The organism is Streptomyces sp. NPDC030838 (genome assembly GCF_055572035.1).
The window spans coordinates 481599-498044 of the sequence record NZ_JBVIED010000003.1 but is presented as its reverse complement, the minus strand read 5'-3'; the positions used below and the strand labels follow the sequence as shown (position 1 = coordinate 498044).

Genomic DNA, 16446 nt, shown 5'->3' with positions numbered 1-16446 from the left:
GAGTCGGGTGGTGGACGTTGTGCTGATGCAGGGTTTCGCTGGGTTCCTGTGGCTGCTGAACCTGGCCCTGATCCTTTTCACCGGCTTCGCGCTGGTCGACGCCGCCACGCGCCGTGAGGACGCCTACCGCGCGGCGGACAAGCAGACCAAGCCGTTCTGGCTGATCATCCTGGGTCTGGCCCTCGTGGTCAGCCTGATCTTCGGCATCCTGTCGTTCCTGCCGATCATCGGCCTGATCGCGACGATCGTGTACATGGTCGACGTCCGCCCGGCTCTGCGCGGCCTGCCCGGCGGCGGCCGCCCCCGCCGCGGCTCCAGCAGCGACGGCCCGTACGGGCCGTACAACGGCGGCCGCTGACCCCCCGGGTGCCGTCGGTTACGGCACCCGGTCCAGCAGCAGCACCGCCACGTCGTCCGTCAGCTCGCCGCCGTTCAGCTCGCGGACCTCGTTCACCGCGGCCCGCAGCAGCTCCTCGCCGCTCAGGCCGGCGGCCAGCTGGCGGCTGATCATGTCCACCATGCCGTCCTGGCCGAGCCGCTCCCGGCCCTCGCCGACGCGGCCCTCGATCAGCCCGTCGGTGTAGAGCATCAGGCTCCACTCGGCGCCCAGCTCCACCTGCATCCGCGGCCAGCGGGCGCCCGGCAGCAGGCCGAGCGCGGGGCCGTTGTTGTCGTACGGCAGAAGCCGCGGCGCACGGCCGGGGCGGGCGACCAGCGGGGCCGGATGGCCGGCCAGGCACAGGCCCGCGCGGCGGCCGTCGGGCGCGATGTCCACCGTGCACAGGGTCGCGAAGATCTCGTCGTCGGACCGCTCGTGCTCCAGCACCTGCTGGAGGGTGTTCAGCAGCTCGTCCCCGCACAGCCCGGCCAGCGTCAGCGCCCGCCAGGCGATGCGCAGCTCCACGCCGAGCGCGGCCTCGTCCGGGCCGTGCCCGCAGACGTCGCCGATCATGGCGTGCACGGTGCCGTCGGGCGTGCGTACGACGTCGTAGAAGTCGCCGCCGAGCAGTGCGCGCGAGCGGCCGGGCCGGTAGCGCGCGGCGAACCGCAGCGAGGACCCCTCCAGCAGCGGGGTCGGCAGCAGGCCGCGTTCCAGGCGCCGGTTCTCCTGCGCGCGCAGGCGTCCCTCGGCGAGCCGGCGCTCGGCCGACTCGGAGCGCTTGCGCTCGACGGCGTACTGGATGGCCCGGCCCAGCAGCCGGCCGTCCAGCTCGTCGCGGAACAGATAGTCCTGGGCGCCCACGCGGACCGCCTCGGCGCCGCGCTCGGCGTCGCCGGAGGCGGTGAGGGCGAGGACGGCGTGCCGGGGCGCGAGCTCCAGCACATGCCGGAGCACGGCCAGCTCGTCGTCGGCCTCGCCCGCCCGGCCGGGGGCCGGCAGCGCGAGGTCCAGCAGGATGCAGTGGACGTCGTCGGTGAGCAGCCGCTCGGCCTCGGTGAGGTTGCGGGCGGTGCGCACCCGGATGGGCTTGCCGGCCTGGTCGAGCAGCTCGGGCACGATCGGCGAGCCGCCGGGGTCGTCCTCGATCAGCAGCAGGGTCAGATTGGTGTGGTTGATGGTGGCGGTGTTGGTGTTCTGGGCCGTGTCGTCCTTGCGAGGGGCCCGGGCGCCGGAGTCTCCGGAGGGGCCGCCTGTCGACGCGGCGGGCGCCTGACCACTCTCCACGGCCGGGATCGCTCTCTGCCGCGGTACGGGTACGGGCATTGTCTTGGGTTCCTTCCCTCCCCCCGAGGGCACGGCGGGGCGAGGGACCTCGACCCACCGACGGGGACCATAGCGGGTGACGGCGGCGCAGCGGAATGGTGTACGGCACGCCGAGTCGCCGCGGGCCGCTGTCATATGCCGCGTTCCGTACCGCAGTTGGACAGGGCGGCCGACCAGCGGGGATGACGAACGTCACGTCGGCCGGGGGTTTGGAATCGGCGTAAGAGTGGAGTGGGTCACGTGGCCCAGGTCACCAACTGGGCCGTGCGGCCGCTCAGTCGGCGGACCGCTCGATCAGATGCGCGAACGCCGCCAGATTCCGCGTCGACTCCCCCCGCGAGACCCGCCACTCGTACTCCCGCCGGATCGCGCTCGCGAAGCCCAGCTCCAGGAGGGTGTTGAAGGCGCCGTCGGCCGCCTCCAGGACCTGGCCGAGCAGGCGGTCCAGCTCGTCGGCGGTGACGGCGGCCAGCGACAGCTTGCCGGTGACGTAGATGTCGCCGAGCGGGTCGACGGCGTAACTGACGCCGTAGAGCTTGAGATTGCGCTCCAGGAGCCAGCGGTGGACGCCCGGCTCGTTCTCGTCGGGATGGCGGATGACGAAGGCGTTCAGGGACAGGGAGTGCCTGCCGACGATCAGCGAGACGGTCGTCGACAGCTTGCGGGTGCCGGGGAGCTTCACCACGTAGTGGCCGGGCTCGGGGCCCTCCCACTCCAGTTCGGCGTCCTTCAGGACACCCTCGATGACCTGCGCCGCCCGCTGCTGTGCCTCACCCATGAGGCGAGCGTACGCGACGCCGGTGGGCCTGCAGCGCGGCCGTGTAGACCTCGGCGGTGGCCGCGGCGGAGGACTCCCAGCCGAAGGACCGGGCGTGGGCGGCGGCCGCCGCGCCCATACGGTCCGACAGGGTGGGGTCGGTCGCGAAGTCGTGCAGCACGCGCGCGTAGGCGGCCGGGTTGTGGCCCTGTACGAGGACACCGGTCCGGCCGTCGCGTACGGCCACGGGCAGGCCGCCGACCGCCGCGGCCAGCACCGGCGTACCGGAGGCCTGAGCCTCTATGGCGACCAGGCCGAACGACTCGCTGTACGACGGCATGACCAGCACCGACGCCGCGCGGAACCAGTCGGCGAGCCGGTCCTGGTCGACGGGCGGGCGGAACCGGACGACGTCGGCGATGCCGAGGCGCGCGGCGAGCTTCTGCAACCCCTCCGGCTTGGCCAGGCCGCTGCCGCTGGGGCCGCCGACGACCGGGACGAGGACGCGGGAGCGCAGCTCGGGGTGCTGGTCCAGCAGGACGGCGACCGCGCGGAGGAGGACGTCCGGCGCCTTCAGGGGCTGGATGCGGCCCGCGAAGAGGGGGATCAGGGCGTCCTGGGGCAGGCCGAGGCGGGCGCGGGCGGCGGCGCGGCCGTCGGCCGGGGAGAAGCGGTCCAGGTTCACGCCGGGGTGGACGACGGCGACCTTGGCGGGGTCGGCGGCGTAGTGCCGGACGAGTTCGTCGGCCTCCTCGGCGGTGTTGGCGATCAGCCGGTCGGCGGCGGCGACGATCTGGGTCTCGCCGATGACCCGGGCGGCGGGCTCGGGGGTGTCGCCGTCGGCGAGGTTGGCGTTCTTGACCTTGGCCATGGTGTGCATGGCGTGCACCAGTGGGACGCCCCAGCGCTGGGCGGCGAGCCAGCCGACGTGGCCGGAGAGCCAGTAGTGGGAGTGGACGAGGTCGTAGTAGCCGGGGCGGTGGCCGGCCCAGGCCTGCATCACGCCGTGGGTGAAGGCGCACAGCTGGGCGGGCAGATCCTCCTTGGCCAGGCCCTCGTAGGGGCCCGCGTCGACGTGCCGGACGAGGACGCCGGGGGCGAGTTCCACGGTGGGCGGGAGGGCGGCGGTGGTGGCCCGGGTGAAGATCTCGACCTCGATGTTGATCGCGGCGAGTCGCTGGGCGAGCTCCACGATGTACACGTTCATGCCGCCGGCGTCGCCCGTGCCGGGCTGGTGCAGCGGGGAGGTGTGCACGGAGAGCATCGCGACGCGGCGGGGCCTGCGGTGCAGCCTCAGCCGCGGGGGCGTGGCCGGGGAGCGACGTCCGAGCCTGCCGATGTACTGGCTCACGTGCCGTTCCTCCTTGCTGCGGGCATGCCTGCGGGAGGACGTGCGGGCCCTCCACGAGGGGGCAACACCGGATCCGGCCACTCCATTTCCGCCGCACCCTTCTTTACCGAATCATTACCCGAGATCGCTCAACCGTTCGAGCGCGCCGGGCGTACCTCGCGAGGCTGCCTGCCCTCGTACCCTCGTATGCATGACATCCCGCGCGACGACCCTCCGCCACTCTCGGCGCTCGAGCGGGGGGACCCCCGTCGTGGGAACGGTGACGCGCGGGACGACCAACCCCAACCGGCTGCGCCGCATGGACCGCTGGATCGCGGCCACGCACGGCGCCGAGCTGCGCCGCGCCGCCGATCCGGTGGCCGTCGACCTCGGCTACGGCGCGGCCCCCTGGACCGCCGTCGAGCTGCTGCTGCGGCTGCGGACCACGGCTCCACGCGCGCGCGTGGTCGGCATCGAGATCGAACCCGCCCGGGTCGCGGCGGCGAAGCCGTACGAGCGGGCGGGGCTGCACTTCCGGCACGGCGGCTTCGAGGTGCCGGTGCCCCAGCGCCCGCACCTCATCCGCGCGGCCAACGTGCTGCGCCAGTACGACGAGGCCGAGGTCGCCGCCGTCTGGGAGCGGCTGTGCGCCCGGCTGGCCCCGGCCGACCCGGCCACAGGCACGCGCGGCGGGCTGCTGGTCGAGGGCACCTGTGACGAGATCGGCCGCCGGCACGTGTGGGTCGCGCTCGGCCCCGAGGGCCCGCGCACGGTCACCTTCGCCACCCGCCTGGGCTCCCTGGAACGCCCCTCGGATCTGGCGGAACGGCTCCCCAAGGCGCTGATCCACCGCAACGTCCCCGGCGAGCCGGTGCACGCCTTCCTGCGCGACTTCGACCGCGCCTGGGCCGCCGCCGCGCCCTACGCCTCGTACGGCGCCCGGCAGCGCTGGATCCGCGCGGTGCGGGACCTGACGGCGGACTGGCCGGTGACGGACGGCCCGGTGCGCTGGCGGCAGGGTGAAGTGACCGTGAGCTGGGGTGCGTTGGCGCCGCGCGGCTGATCCGCGCCGGACTCCGGAACGATCTCCGTGAGTCGTTCGTCACACAGGCGGGGGGACGGTCGTACCGCGGCCGGAATCGGGGAGTGATTCACCGCCTCTGTCGTTTTGCGCCACGGCATGGCACGATCCCTCAGGCGTCCGTAAGTTACTGACGGTAAATCAGTTTGGGGGCAGAGGTATGGCAAGGGGCAAGCGTGGCTTGATCTCGGTGGCTGTGGCCGTGGTCTGCGCGGTCACCGTGCTGGCGGTACCCGGCACGGCGTTCGCGGCCTCCAGCGCTCCCCAGCCCACACCCACTCCTTCCGCCTCCCCCTCCCCGACTGCCGGTCCCGGCAAGGACCTTGAGGCCGTCCGCCAGAAGCTCGAGAAGCTCTACCGCGAGGCGGCGTCCGCCACCGACGCCTACAACGCGGCGGAGGAGAAGGCCGAGACGCAGTCGAAGCAGATCGTCGAGCTGGCGAAGAAGATCGCCGAGGGCAAGGAGAAACTGGCCGAGCTGAAGAAGCGCGCGGGTGCCGCGGCCCGCGCCCAGTACCGCTCCGGCGGCCTCCCGCCCGAGGCCCGTCTCATGCTCAGCGACGACCCCGGCGAGTTCCTGGACGGCACCGGCCGGATCCTCCAGGGCGAGCGCGCCACCCAGCACCTGATCGAGGAAACCAGGCGCACCCAGCAGGACTTGGCGCAGTACGCCGAGGACGCCTCCGCCCAGTGGAAGAAGCTGGAGGCCAACCGCAAGGCCAAGGCCGCCGCCCAGAAGAGGATCGAGAAGCAGATCGCGGCGGCCGAGAAGCTGGAGTCCCAGCTGGAGAAGGAGGAGAAGGAGCGGCTGGCCGAACTGGAGCGCGAGGCCGCCCGCAAGGCGCAGAACGACTGGCTGGACACCGGCATCCTCGACGACCTCCACGGCAAGGCCACCGCCCAGGGCGAGCAGGCCGTGAAGTACGCCACGGCACAGATAGGCAAGCCGTACGTCTGGGGCGCCGAGGGCCCCGACTCCTTCGACTGCTCCGGACTGACCTCACAGGCCTGGGCGAGTGCCGGCCGCGCGATCCCGCGCACCTCGCAGGAGCAGTGGAAGCAGCTCCCGCGCGTCGACGTCGAGGACATGCGCCCCGGCGACCTGGTCGTCTACTTCGACGACGCCAGCCACATCGGCATGTACATCGGCGACGGCGCGATCGTCCACGCCCCGCGCCCCGGGCGGACGGTGACGATCGCGGGGGCCGGTTCGATGCCGATCCTGGGGGTCGTACGGCCGGACGCGGGCTGAGCGGTACGTACGCGCGCCGGAGCTGCGTGGGCCGGCCGAGCGGTCGGCTGTGATGGGCTGAGCCGTACAACCTCCGGGGGCCTGCCGCGGTCTAGTCGCCGTAGGCCCTACCAGCGAAGAGGTTGTGCATGCGCACAGGCAGAACCGGCACCGCGGCCGCGCTCGCGGGAGCGCTCGCCTTCGTGGCGTTCACCGCACCGGCCGCGGAGGCGGCGGACACCGGCATCACGGTGACCGACTTGGTCGTGAACAACGGCAAGCCCATCGTCGTGGGCATCAGCGAGGAGAAGACCCCCGATTTCAGCTTCCGCGTGACCTGGCCCTCGGGCTACACGCCCGAGAGGGTCGACGCCTTCCCGTACCTGTACCACGACACCACGGCCGCCGCCGGTGCCGAGGACGGCGGCATCTACATGTCGAGCGTCACGTTCTACGACGACAGCCCGACCTCCGCGGACTGCGAGGGCGAGCTGTACATCGACCCGCCGTACACCCTGGACTCCAACAACGACGCGACGACCTGGAAGATCGCCGTCGCGGCGCGGCTGTGGGACAAGACGGACACCAAGATCGTGGCCGAGGAGTACCAGACCGGCTTCGGCAGCGTGCAGGTCAAGCGCGCGGCACGGGTCAGCGTCAACGCCTCGCCCGAGCCGGTGACCAAGGGCAAGGCGATCACCGTGACGGGCCGTGCCACGCGCGCGGACTGGGTGAAGGACGCCTACGTCGGCTTCGGCGACAAGCTGGCCAAGCTGCAGTTCCGCAAGGCGGGCACCAGCACCTACACGACGGTCAAGTACGTGCGGGCGAACTCCACCGGTTACCTGAACACCACGGTCACCGCCTCCGCCGACGGCTACTGGCGCTGGAGCTTCGGCGAGACGTCGACGACGGGCGGCGCGACCGCCGCGGGCGACTACGTCGACGTCCGCTGACGCCACGCTCCGACTCCGCCGGACGGGCAGTCCCCGCCCGTCCGGCCCCTGTCTGACCCGCGCCTCGGTCACTCCTCCTTGTCGAGTTCGTCGGCGAAGGCGCGCAGGGCGTCGGCCAGCTCCTTCTTCGTGGGCAACTGGTCGACCTTCTCGTCGAGTTCCTCGATGCGCCGGTTCAGCTCCTCCAGATCGGCCGGCGCGGAGGGGTCGGCGGTGGGCGGCTCGCTGGGATCGGGATCGTCGGGGACTGGCGGGTCGCTCGGCTGCGCGGTGGGGCTGGGCTGGGGGCTCGGGTCCCAGCCGCCCGTGCTGCCGCCGTCGGTGTCGCCACCGCCGGTCGTGCCGCCGTCGGTCACGCCGCCGGTGTCGGGCGGCACGGGGGTCTCCTCGGACGGCGGCTCGCTGTACGAGGCGGTCGGGGTGGGATACGGCTCGCCCTCCGAGCCGGCCGCGAGCGCGACGCCCACGCTCAGCGCCACCAGGGCCGCCGCCCCCACGACGGCGGCCGAGAGGCGGCGCAGTCGCGGGGTGTGCGCGGTGGCCTGTGCTTCCCGTCTGTCTTCCGGTGCGTTCTCCATGGCGGCGACGCTATCCGAACGCGTGTGCGGACGGGTGTCTTCCGGTGATGTCCGGTGTCCCGCCCCTCAACTCGCCTGTACGGGCAGGAGATCGCTGCCGTGCAGCACGTCGTAGCCGACGAAGTCGAACATGCGCCGCCCGCGCGGCAGCGGGCCCGGCGTGCCGGTGAAACGGTGGGCGCCGACGCCGTACGGCACCTCCCGGCCGGAGACCCACACGGGCTCGAAGTCGCGCTTCTCCAGCCATGCGCACACCTGGGTGTCGTAGTGCCGGGTTCGCGTCCACACCAGCGTCCCGCCCGTGCGGCACAGCTGGGTGCAGTGGTCGAGGGCGCGTTCGACGTCGGCGTCGGTGAGGTTGCCGAGCACGCCGCAGAGCAGGACCAGGTCGGCGGGCGCCAGGTCGGCGTAGTGGTCGGTGAGCGCGGCGTCGCCCTGGACGACGTCGACCCCGGTCAGCCCGGCGGCCTCGGCGGCCCGCCGTGCGTACGCCACGTTGCGCCCGTCCAGCTCCACGAGCCGCGCCCGGACGTCTTCCCGCCGCGGATGCCCCGCCACGACGCCGATCAGGTCCCTCCCCTGTCCCGCACACAGGCTGACGGCCCGTAAGGGCCCGGACGGAGCGGTGTCGAGCGCGTGCCGGACGCGTTCCTGGACGAGCGCGAGGCGCCGGACGAGATAGGAGTCGGGGATGTCGTACGCGTTGTGCCACGCATGCCAGTCCATGAGTGAACAGGGTAGGGACGCGTACGGTTTTCAGCCATGGCGCGTGCGGGCGAAGCGGCCGAGGCCGCCGTGACCCGTGCGCGACCCCTTCCGTGCCCGGGAGTGTCATGTCATGCTCACCGCCGACGCGTAGCTGAACGTCGTTCACGAATATGAATCGACGAAGGGGTCGGCGGGCCATGAGCGAGGCGACGAGACACCACGGCATCACCAGACGCACCCTGCTGAGCGCCGCGGCGGCGGTCGCGGCGACGGCGGGAACGGCGGCGGGACCGGTGACGGCGGCGGCCGCGTCTCAGGCCGCCGAAGTCCCGGACATCTGGCGGGAGTTCACCCGCGCCCCGTACACCCACCCCCAGATCCCCTACATAGCCCGCTCCGGCTACCGCGCGGGCACCCGCCGCTTCCCCCGCCGCCCGGTCGTCGCCGACGCCCGCGCCTTCGGTGCCGTTCCGGACGGCGTGACCGACTCCGCCCCCGCGATCAACCGTGCCCTCGCCGCGGCCGGAGCGGCCGGCGGCGGCACGGTCACCCTCCCGCCGGGCACGTACCGCATCGACGACGTCCTTCGCATCGGCCACTCGAACGTGGTCCTCCGCGGCGCGGGCAGCGGCCGCACGACCCTGCGGGCCACCCGGCCCCTGAGCGAGCTGATCGGCCCCTACGGCTCCCGCTACGGCGGCGACAAGTCCGCCTGGTCCTGGGCGGGCGGCCTGATCTGGCTGGCGCCGAAGGCCCGCTGGGACTCCCTGATCGCGGCCGTCAGGGCGAAGGAGTGGCCGTACGAGGGCTGGACGGGCAACCGGCGCGACGAGTGGCGCACGCTGACGACGATCGCCCCGGCCCGCCAGGGCTCGGCGACGATCACCGTCACCGACCCCTCCGGTCTCCGCCCCGGCGCCCTCGTCCTCCTCCGCCTCGCCGACGACCCCGACCACACGCTGCTCAGGCACATGGCGGGCGACGGCCCCGGCACGGAGACGTACGCCTGGGACGAGAAGACGAAGCTGACGTCGTACGTCCCCTACGAATGGCCGGTGCGCATCGCCCGCGTCCACGGCCGCGAGGTCACCCTCGAACGCTCCCTCCCGCTCGACCTCCGCCCGGCGTGGGACCCGCGACTGACCACGCACGTCCCGGAGTTGACCGGCGCGGGCGTGGAGTCCCTGACCCTGGAGGCGCCCGAGCTTCCCCAGTCCCCGCACCTCCTCGACCCCGGGTACAACGGCGTGGTCTTCCAGTGCGCGTACGACTGCTGGGCGGACGACGTGACCGTCCGGCACGTCGACAACGGCTTCGGCCTGGTCGCCGCCTCGGCCTGCAGCCTGCGCCGCACCCGCGTGACCGGCCGGGGCGCGCACCACCCGTACTTCTGCCGCGAGGGCTCCCACGACAACCTGGTCGAGGACTTCACGATCGACGCCCGCACGACCCCGGCCCCGCCCGGCACCCAGCTCCACGGCATCAACGTCGAAGGCCTGTCCTCCTACAACGTCTGGTCCCGCGGCCACATGGCGGAAGGCACCTTCGACAGCCACCGCGGCCTCCCCTTCGCCAACGTCCGCACCGACATCACCATCGACAACACGGGCCGCCACGGCGGCGACGCGACCGCGGGCCCGCTGTTCGGGGCCCGGTTCACCCACTGGAACATCCGGGTCACGAACCAGCGGGCGGGGATGATCCGGATCGACGGGCTGGCGCCGTACTCGGCGACGGTCGGGATCAACGAGGTGCGGGAGTTCGGCCAGGTGGATGTGCCGGACTTCGCGGGGGAGTTGGGGGCGCGGCTGGAGCTGTACGGCACGGAGGGTGTCGTACGGCCTGCGAACCTGTACGACGCGCAGCGGGAGGTGGGAGGCTAGCGGCGGCCGTACCAGGACCTGAACTTGCGCTTGGCGGCTGCCCTCAGCTTCTGGGCCTCGAACTGCCTTCCCTGAGCTGCCAGTGCGTCGGCCAAGGCCAGATCCACGGCCTGGTTGAGTGCGTGGATGTCACCCATGACCTGGGGGATACGCGCTCGGGTCGCTCTCAGCAGCTGTTCGGCCTCGGAGTGCCTGCCGAGCTCGTTGAGTGCCCGGCCCAGGCTGTGCGCCGCGTCGAGACTGTGCGGGTGGTCGTCACCGTACATCTGCCGATGCCGTTCCAGGGCATCCGACAGCATGCGGTGTGCGTCTTCGGACCGGCCGATGTGAAGCAGTGCCAATCCAACGCCATGAGCGGCGCGCAGGGTCTGCGGATGCTTCTCTCCGAACACCGCGCGGCATCGCTCCAGCGCATCGGTCCCCACACGGTGAGCCTCTGCGAACCGGCCGAGCGAGAACAGGACGGTGACCAGCGTCCTGACACTGCGGAGGGTTTGGGGGTGGTCGTCGCCGAATACCGCGCGGGATCGCTCGAGCGTGTCGGTCGCCAAGCGGTGGGCCTCCTTTCCCTGGCCCAGATAGCTCAGGCAGTTTGCGAGGTTGTCGCTGGTCCCGAGGGTATGCGGGTGGTTGTCGCCGGAAGCGCTGCGCCGCCGTTCCAGGACGTCGAGGGTCACGCGGCGAGCCTCTTCGAGCCGGCCGAGGTCGCCCAGGGCCCCGGCCAGGGCGTCAGCGGAGCGGAGCGTGTCCAGGTGGTCGTCGCCCAGCGTCGCCCGGCGCCGGGCCAGGACGTCCTGCAGGATGGAATGTGAGATGGCGGGTCTGCCCAGATGGCCGTGGGTGATGCCGAGATCGTATGAGGAACGCAGGGTGTCGGGATGGTTTTCGCCGAGCACTCTGCGGCGCCTTTCCAGGACATCTTCGACCAGGGGTAGCACCTCGGCGTGGGCCGCCAAGCCGTCGAGCGCCCACGTCACCATGTGAGCCGCGTGCAGGGTGTCCGGATCGTCCTCGCCGAGTGCCGCCGCCCACGTCTTGTGCAGGGTCTCCGCGAGCTGCCGCGCCGCCTGAGGTTGAGCGCTGCGGACCAGATAGGTGGCGGCCTTCAGCAGGACGGGTCGCAGCTGGGCCCGGTCGCCAAACGTCTCCGCTCCGGAGATCAGGTGCGGAGCCAACGCCGCCCAACCTGGCCACGTCTCGGGCAACTCCGGATCCCCCGGGTCGACGGCCGTCAGCAGCGCCGCCACGTCGTCCCACAACGCCCTCGCGTCACCGGCACCCATCGCCCCCTGCCGTACGACCGCTTGCGTCAGCCGGTGCACCTGGAGTGCGTTCGGCACCACCACCGCCAGCCCGTACCGGGCGAGCGGATTGAGGGCGTTCTGGGGCCAGCGGAAGTCGTCCGGATCGCCTGGCACCGTGGACAGCCGGGGCCGCGCGGCCACCAGCCAATCCGTCGGCACCGGCTCCGGCCCGAGGAGCGAGGCGAGCCGGAGCAGGGCGTAGGCGTCCTGATGGCCGTCCCTCAGCCGCCTCTGGGCGATGCCGATGCTCGCGGCCAGCGAGGCCGGATAGCCGTGGACCTTTCCGTGGTCGAGGAGTTGAGCGGTGTTGGTCTCCAGCACGCGCAGATACTGGTCGACCGGCATGCCGTCGCTCAGCACCCCCGCCGCCTGCGCCAGCGCCAGCGGTAGATCGCCGAGTGCCTCGGCCAGCGCGTCGGCCCGTTCCTCGGTCAGCGACGGCAGTTGACCGGTGAGGTGGGCCACCGACTCCCCGCGGCTGAAGACCCCGAGCTGAAGCCCGGGCACGATCTTCCCCCAGGCCGGGTTCCGGGAGGTGATCAGCACATGCCCGCGCCCGTCCGGCAGCAGTGTCTCCAGCCGGTCCGGGTCCTCCGCGTTGTCGAGGACGATCAGCCACCGCTCCCGGGACCGCAGAAACTCCAGGGCGTAGCGGGCGTTGGCCTCGACGCCCGCGTCCGGCTTGGCCACCCCGACCCGCCCGGCGAGTTCGGCGTAGTGGACGGGGATCTGCTCGGCCTGCTCCGCGTCGATCCACCAGACGATGTCGTACTGCTCGGCGAACCGGTACACGTACTCCAGCGCCACCTGCGTCTTGCCGACGCCGCCGGTGCCGTGCAGCGCCTGGACGGCGGCGTGCCGATCGGCGAGCAGTTTGCGCCGTACGTCGCCGATCACGTCGTCGCGGCCGGTGAAGTGCGGATTGCGCCGGCGCCGTACCTCCCACACCGCCGACGTGGCGGCCGTGGCGGGGAAGCGGGGTTGCGGGCCGTGCGCGGCCGTCGGCGGATACACCGGCGGGTGCTCGGGGCGGGCCGGGCCCCGGACCGCCTCCGTCAGCGCCTCGACCGCCGCCGTCTCGTCCGGCAGCTCGTGCAGGTCCACACGGATCAGGGAGGACAGGATCGCGGGCATCTGCCCCTGTTCCAGCGGCTGGACGACCAGCGGGATGAACCGGCCCCGGCGGGCGACGGCGGCCCGCCACTCCTCCTCGGTGTAGCGGCCGGGCTCGAAGTAGTGCGGGGAGAGCACGGCGACGACGGCGGACGCCTGCTCCAGCGCCGCGTTCATCCTCGTCACGAAGTCGTCGCCGGCCCGCCAGTGCCACAGCCCCAGCTCGACGCGGTACCCGGCTTGCTCCAGGTGCCAGGCGACCCACTCCGCCCACTGGTCGTCCCGCCCGGCATGGCTGACGAAGATCAGTTCGGACTCGTCGGACATCCCATCCCCGTCTCCCACCCCGGTGGCCCCAACGGGCCCAGTGCCACACCTACTTCTCCATCGTGCCGCACAGGACGCGAGGTGTTCAGCAGTCCGTATCGGCTACGTCGGAGAGCGGGCGGTTCGGGGGCCCGGTGACAGCGTCTAGTCAGCGGCTGAGCCGGACCCCGCCCAGGCGGATGCCGACGGCGGCGCGGGAGGGTGCGGGGTCGGCCTCTTCAGCTCGACGGGTCGCGTTGCTCATGCCCTTGAGTGTGCGCGTAGCGGGTAGGCGGTCGGTGGTGATCAGACCGCGCGAGAGGGCTGTGGGCAGCGAGAACGACGCTTTGTGGTCATGGGACCCTCCCCCGGGGACCGCGGACTAGACGGCTTCCGTCGCGGCCTTGGGCGAGGCGGGCGCGGGGTCCGGGGCGGGCTGCTCCTGTTCCTCGTCCGGCAGCCGTCGCATCAGCAGCCCGTACCCCAGCCCCGCCACCGTCCCGACCACCGCGCACATCCCCCACAGCCACTCCGCGCCGAACCGGTCGATGACGTAGCCGGACATCAGGGGGGCGACCAGCCCGGCGACGGACCAGGACATGGTGTACATGCCCTGGTAGCGGCCGCGGCCGTGGACGGGGGAGAGGCGGACGACGAGGCCGGTTTGGGTGGGTGCGTTGACGATCTCGGCGAGGGTCCAGACGCAGACGGTGAGGGCGATCGTGGCGACCGAGCCGGCGAAGGCGGTGAGGCCGAAGCCGTAGCCGGCGAGGAGGGAGGAGATCACGAGGAGGCGGCGCGGGTCGCGGTGCTGGATGAAGCGGGTGACGGGGATCTGCAGCGCGACGATGAGGACGCCGTTGACGGCGATCGCCATGCCGTACTCCGCGGGCGTGAACCCGGCCGAGCCCATCGCGACCGGCAGTCCGACCGAGCCCTGCTGGAAGATCAGCGCGATGAGGAAGGAGAGGCCCACGACGCTCATGAAGCGGCCGTCCCGGAGGACCGTGCCGAGGCCGACCTCCGCCTCGGCCTTCTCGACCGGGGTGCGCTCCGGTCGGGACTCCGGCAGCTTCACGAAGACGAGGATCGCGCAGGCCATCGTCATCGCGGCCTCGATGAGGAAGCCGGCGAGGTAGCTGGTCTCGGCGATGAAACCGGCGGCCATGGAGGAGACGGCGAAGCCGAGGTTGATCGCCCAGTAGTTGAGGGAGAAGGCGCGGACCCGGTCCTCGGGGCGCACGATGTCGGCCATCATCGCCTGCACCGCCGGGCGGGAGGCGTTGGAGGCCATGCCGACCAGGAAGGCGACGGCGGCGATGGCGACCGGGTCGCGCATGAAGCCGAGCAGCGCGACGGACAGGGCGGTCGACGCCTGGGCGATCAGCAGGGTGGGGCGCCGGCCGAGGCGGTCGGTCATCACACCCGCGCCGAGGGAGGAGATGACTCCGCCGAGGCCGTGCAGGGCGGCGACCAGTCCGGCGTAGGAGGCGGAGTAGCCGCGGTCGAGGGTGAGGTACAGGGCCATGAACGTTGCCACGAAGGCGCCCAGGCGGTTCACCAGGGTGCTGGTCCACAGCCACCAGAACTCTCGGGGGAGTCCGGAGACGGTCTCCCGGACGGCACGTCTGAGCGTTGCTGGTGACATCGCGGTTCCCCCACAGCTGTAAGCGGCTCAAGCAGCCGTCACAACTTACGAACGCCGTCGCCGCGTACGCCACTCAATTAACAGGAAGCGTCAAACGTGATGGCTGGGGTGCGATCCGCGCGGCGCGTTCCCAGCGGCTCGGGAACGGATACTTCCGCTCCAGGAAGGCACGGATGGCCGCCTGCGCCGCCGCCCGCTGCGCCGGGGCGGTGTCCACGTCGTTCAGGCAGAAGAAGTCGACGTCCTCGCCGGCCGCGAGCCGGTCCAGCCGCCGCCGCATGTCCGGGGTGCCCAGCTGTACGTAGCGGAAGCGGTAGTCGGCCGGGACCGCGCGGCCGGTCGCGATCGCCCAGTGGTGGTGCAGCGTGGAGGCGGGAGCCACGTCGGTGGTGGAGCGGAAGCGCGAGTACGACGTCCGCTCCAGCTCCTCGATCCCCAGGCTCTCCATCTCCCGCATCACGGCCTGGATCTGGGGGTGCGGGGTGTGCAGCGACTTGTGGGTGATCCGGCGGCCGTGGAAGCGGCGGATCACCTCGCGGGTGTTCTTGCCGGCCGAGTTCGGCGCCGGCTCCAGCGGGTGCGGGTCGCCCACGCCCAGCTTCAGCGGGGACAGCGGGATCCGGGCGATGCCGTTGCCGTGGAAGAAGTGCTCGGCGCGCACCGGGCGGTTGATGAAGACGTCGTCGTTGAAGTAGAGGTAGCGCTCCGACAGGCCCGGTATGCGGTGCAGCCGGCTCTCTATCGCGTGCGAGTTGAAGACGGGCAGCGCGTCCGCCGGGAGGATGTCCCGGTGATCGACCACGGTCAGACCCGCCGCGTCCGGGTCCAGCCAGTCGGGGATCTGCGCGTCGGTCACCAGGTAGACGTGCCGGACGAAACCGGCGTACATCTCCAGCGAGCGCAACGCGTACTTCAGCTCGTCATGGCTGGTGTAGCGGGAGGCGCCGGTCTCGCGCGGGGCGATGACGTTGTCGGACAGCACCTGGTGGGCGCGGCGCTTCGCCGCCATCGCCGGGTCGTCACCGTCGACCCAGGTGTACACGGCGTCGACCGGGAAGCACACCTCGTCGATGCCCGGCTCGGCGAACGCGGCGAACGTCGGCACAGCGCGGCGTCCCGCCATGGGGACCTCGGCCGGCCGCTGCGCCGCCACCGGCAGCACCTCCGAGACCGCGTTGCGGCGCGGGGCCACGAGCGCGGTTCCGAAGACGTCCGGCAGCCGGTCGCCCGGCACGGTGAGATGCGCGGGGTCCCTCCCCAGGTCCCGGCCGTGCCGCCAGAACTCGATGTCGCACCCCGTCTCCAGACCGGCGAGCACCTGCCCCTGCGGGCCCAGGCGCACCACACCGGTCCGCAGCACGTCCGCCCGCCGCAGCGCCCGCGGCAGCCTCCCGTCGGCCCACAGCACCGCGCTCGTCACGGCACCGTCCGGACCGACGACGCCGACCCACCCGGCGGTGCGGGCGAAGTGCCGCGCGGCCCGCGCGAGGACCGTCCCGCGGTACGACTCGGCGACCCCGATCACCTGCCGCGGACCGCCGGGTCCGGGCTCGCCGGGGACCAGGAAGTACGGCACGCCGGCCGCGTCCAGCAGGTCGCACACCTGCTCCACATCGGTGGCGGCGGCGTCCGACGCGGTGTACCCGGCGACCGTACGGCCGTACAGCCGCACCGGCCCGCAGGCGACCCGGCGCAGCCCGGGCACGGCGGCCCGCAGCCGACGGCGGGCCCGGACCGCGCGCAGCGCCCAGAGCCGGGCCGACAGCCAGATCCGGAGCCGCACCCCGAGATCCCGCGCGGCCCGCAGGCCCGGCGGTGCCGCGAAGCGGTGACGGATGTCCATGGC

At 72.4% G+C, this 16446-nt stretch carries 13 protein-coding genes; 5 read left to right on the top strand and 8 right to left on the bottom strand.

Annotation, left to right across the window (positions count from 1 at the left end; genetic code table 11):
• The first annotated feature begins 25 nt into the window (after positions 1 to 25).
• Complete coding sequence (locus ACZ42A_RS12795; RefSeq protein WP_468527200.1) at positions 26 to 358, top strand: DUF2516 family protein; 333 nt, start codon at positions 26 to 28, stop codon at positions 356 to 358.
• Positions 359 to 376: 18 nt separating this feature from the next.
• On the opposite strand, the gene ACZ42A_RS12790 is transcribed toward ACZ42A_RS12795, so the two are convergent.
• From ACZ42A_RS12790 to mshA, 3 genes are all read right to left on the bottom strand, one after another.
• Positions 377 to 1705: a PP2C family protein-serine/threonine phosphatase gene (locus tag ACZ42A_RS12790; protein WP_468527199.1), complete on the bottom strand. Its 1329-nt coding sequence runs from the start codon at positions 1703 to 1705 to the stop codon at positions 377 to 379.
• Between the two features lie 274 nt (positions 1706 to 1979).
• On the bottom strand, positions 1980 to 2483 hold the full coding sequence (locus ACZ42A_RS12785) for a type III secretion system chaperone family protein (protein WP_468527198.1): 504 nt from the start codon (positions 2481 to 2483) through the stop codon (positions 1980 to 1982).
• Entirely contained in the window at positions 2476 to 3813 is a 1338-nt protein-coding gene (mshA, locus tag ACZ42A_RS12780) for a D-inositol-3-phosphate glycosyltransferase (RefSeq protein WP_468527197.1), read from the bottom strand. Before mshA ends, ACZ42A_RS12785 begins: the two co-directional genes overlap by 8 nt.
• 190 nt (positions 3814 to 4003) lie before the next feature.
• Between mshA and ACZ42A_RS12775 the strand changes: the two genes are divergently transcribed.
• The 3 genes from ACZ42A_RS12775 to ACZ42A_RS12765 all read left to right on the top strand — a co-directional run bounded on the left by ACZ42A_RS12775 (position 4004) and on the right by ACZ42A_RS12765 (position 7060).
• Positions 4004 to 4855 (top strand): class I SAM-dependent methyltransferase, encoded by an 852-nt coding sequence (locus tag ACZ42A_RS12775; RefSeq protein ID WP_468527196.1) that lies wholly within the window; start codon positions 4004 to 4006, stop codon positions 4853 to 4855.
• 178 nt (positions 4856 to 5033) lie between these two features.
• On the top strand, positions 5034 to 6125 hold the full coding sequence (locus ACZ42A_RS12770; protein WP_468527195.1) for a C40 family peptidase: 1092 nt from the start codon (positions 5034 to 5036) through the stop codon (positions 6123 to 6125).
• A gap of 128 nt (positions 6126 to 6253) precedes the next feature.
• Positions 6254 to 7060 carry a hypothetical protein gene (locus tag ACZ42A_RS12765; RefSeq protein WP_468527194.1) on the top strand — a complete coding sequence of 269 codons (807 nt, stop codon included), beginning with the start codon at positions 6254 to 6256 and terminating at the stop codon, positions 7058 to 7060.
• A 68-nt stretch (positions 7061 to 7128) separates the two neighbouring features.
• Here the strand turns inward: ACZ42A_RS12765 and ACZ42A_RS12760 are convergent, their stop codons facing one another.
• A complete protein-coding gene (locus tag ACZ42A_RS12760; RefSeq protein WP_468527193.1) occupies positions 7129 to 7638 on the bottom strand; it encodes a hypothetical protein in 510 nt (169 codons plus the stop codon).
• Positions 7639 to 7704: 66 nt separating this feature from the next.
• Positions 7705 to 8364 (bottom strand): methyltransferase domain-containing protein, encoded by a 660-nt coding sequence (locus ACZ42A_RS12755; RefSeq protein ID WP_468527192.1) that lies wholly within the window; start codon positions 8362 to 8364, stop codon positions 7705 to 7707.
• 179 nt (positions 8365 to 8543) lie between these two features.
• On the opposite strand from ACZ42A_RS12755, the gene ACZ42A_RS12750 reads away from it, so the two are divergent.
• On the top strand, positions 8544 to 10229 hold the full coding sequence (locus ACZ42A_RS12750; protein WP_468527191.1) for a glycosyl hydrolase family 28-related protein: 1686 nt from the start codon (positions 8544 to 8546) through the stop codon (positions 10227 to 10229).
• Here the strand turns inward: ACZ42A_RS12750 and fxsT are convergent.
• From fxsT to ACZ42A_RS12735, 3 genes are all read right to left on the bottom strand, one after another.
• Positions 10226 to 12973, bottom strand: a complete 2748-nt coding sequence (fxsT, locus tag ACZ42A_RS12745) for an FxSxx-COOH system tetratricopeptide repeat protein (protein WP_468527190.1) — start codon at positions 12971 to 12973, stop codon at positions 10226 to 10228. The two genes, ACZ42A_RS12750 and fxsT, sit on opposite strands and share 4 nt — an antisense overlap.
• Positions 12974 to 13334: 361 nt before the next feature.
• Positions 13335 to 14600: an MDR family MFS transporter gene (locus ACZ42A_RS12740; protein ID WP_468527189.1), complete on the bottom strand. Its 1266-nt coding sequence runs from the start codon at positions 14598 to 14600 to the stop codon at positions 13335 to 13337.
• A 73-nt stretch (positions 14601 to 14673) separates the two neighbouring features.
• On the bottom strand, positions 14674 to 16443 hold the full coding sequence (locus ACZ42A_RS12735) for a stealth family protein (protein ID WP_468527188.1): 1770 nt from the start codon (positions 16441 to 16443) through the stop codon (positions 14674 to 14676).
• Between the last annotated feature and the right edge of the window lie 3 nt (positions 16444 to 16446).

Coding starts and splice junctions, on each gene's coding strand:
- ACZ42A_RS12760 (WP_468527193.1), bottom strand. CDS start 7,638: ATGGAGAACGCACCGGAAGACAGACGGGAAGCACAGGCCACCGCGCAC.
- ACZ42A_RS12775 (WP_468527196.1), top strand. CDS start 4,004: ATGACATCCCGCGCGACGACCCTCCGCCACTCTCGGCGCTCGAGCGGG.
- ACZ42A_RS12735 (WP_468527188.1), bottom strand. CDS start 16,443: ATGGACATCCGTCACCGCTTCGCGGCACCGCCGGGCCTGCGGGCCGCG.
- ACZ42A_RS12765 (WP_468527194.1), top strand. CDS start 6,254: ATGCGCACAGGCAGAACCGGCACCGCGGCCGCGCTCGCGGGAGCGCTC.
- ACZ42A_RS12795 (WP_468527200.1), top strand. CDS start 26: ATGCAGGGTTTCGCTGGGTTCCTGTGGCTGCTGAACCTGGCCCTGATC.
- ACZ42A_RS12740 (WP_468527189.1), bottom strand. CDS start 14,600: ATGTCACCAGCAACGCTCAGACGTGCCGTCCGGGAGACCGTCTCCGGA.
- ACZ42A_RS12770 (WP_468527195.1), top strand. CDS start 5,034: ATGGCAAGGGGCAAGCGTGGCTTGATCTCGGTGGCTGTGGCCGTGGTC.
- ACZ42A_RS12750 (WP_468527191.1), top strand. CDS start 8,544: ATGAGCGAGGCGACGAGACACCACGGCATCACCAGACGCACCCTGCTG.
- ACZ42A_RS12790 (WP_468527199.1), bottom strand. CDS start 1,705: ATGCCCGTACCCGTACCGCGGCAGAGAGCGATCCCGGCCGTGGAGAGT.
- ACZ42A_RS12785 (WP_468527198.1), bottom strand. CDS start 2,483: ATGGGTGAGGCACAGCAGCGGGCGGCGCAGGTCATCGAGGGTGTCCTG.
- ACZ42A_RS12755 (WP_468527192.1), bottom strand. CDS start 8,364: ATGGACTGGCATGCGTGGCACAACGCGTACGACATCCCCGACTCCTAT.
- fxsT (WP_468527190.1), bottom strand. CDS start 12,973: ATGTCCGACGAGTCCGAACTGATCTTCGTCAGCCATGCCGGGCGGGAC.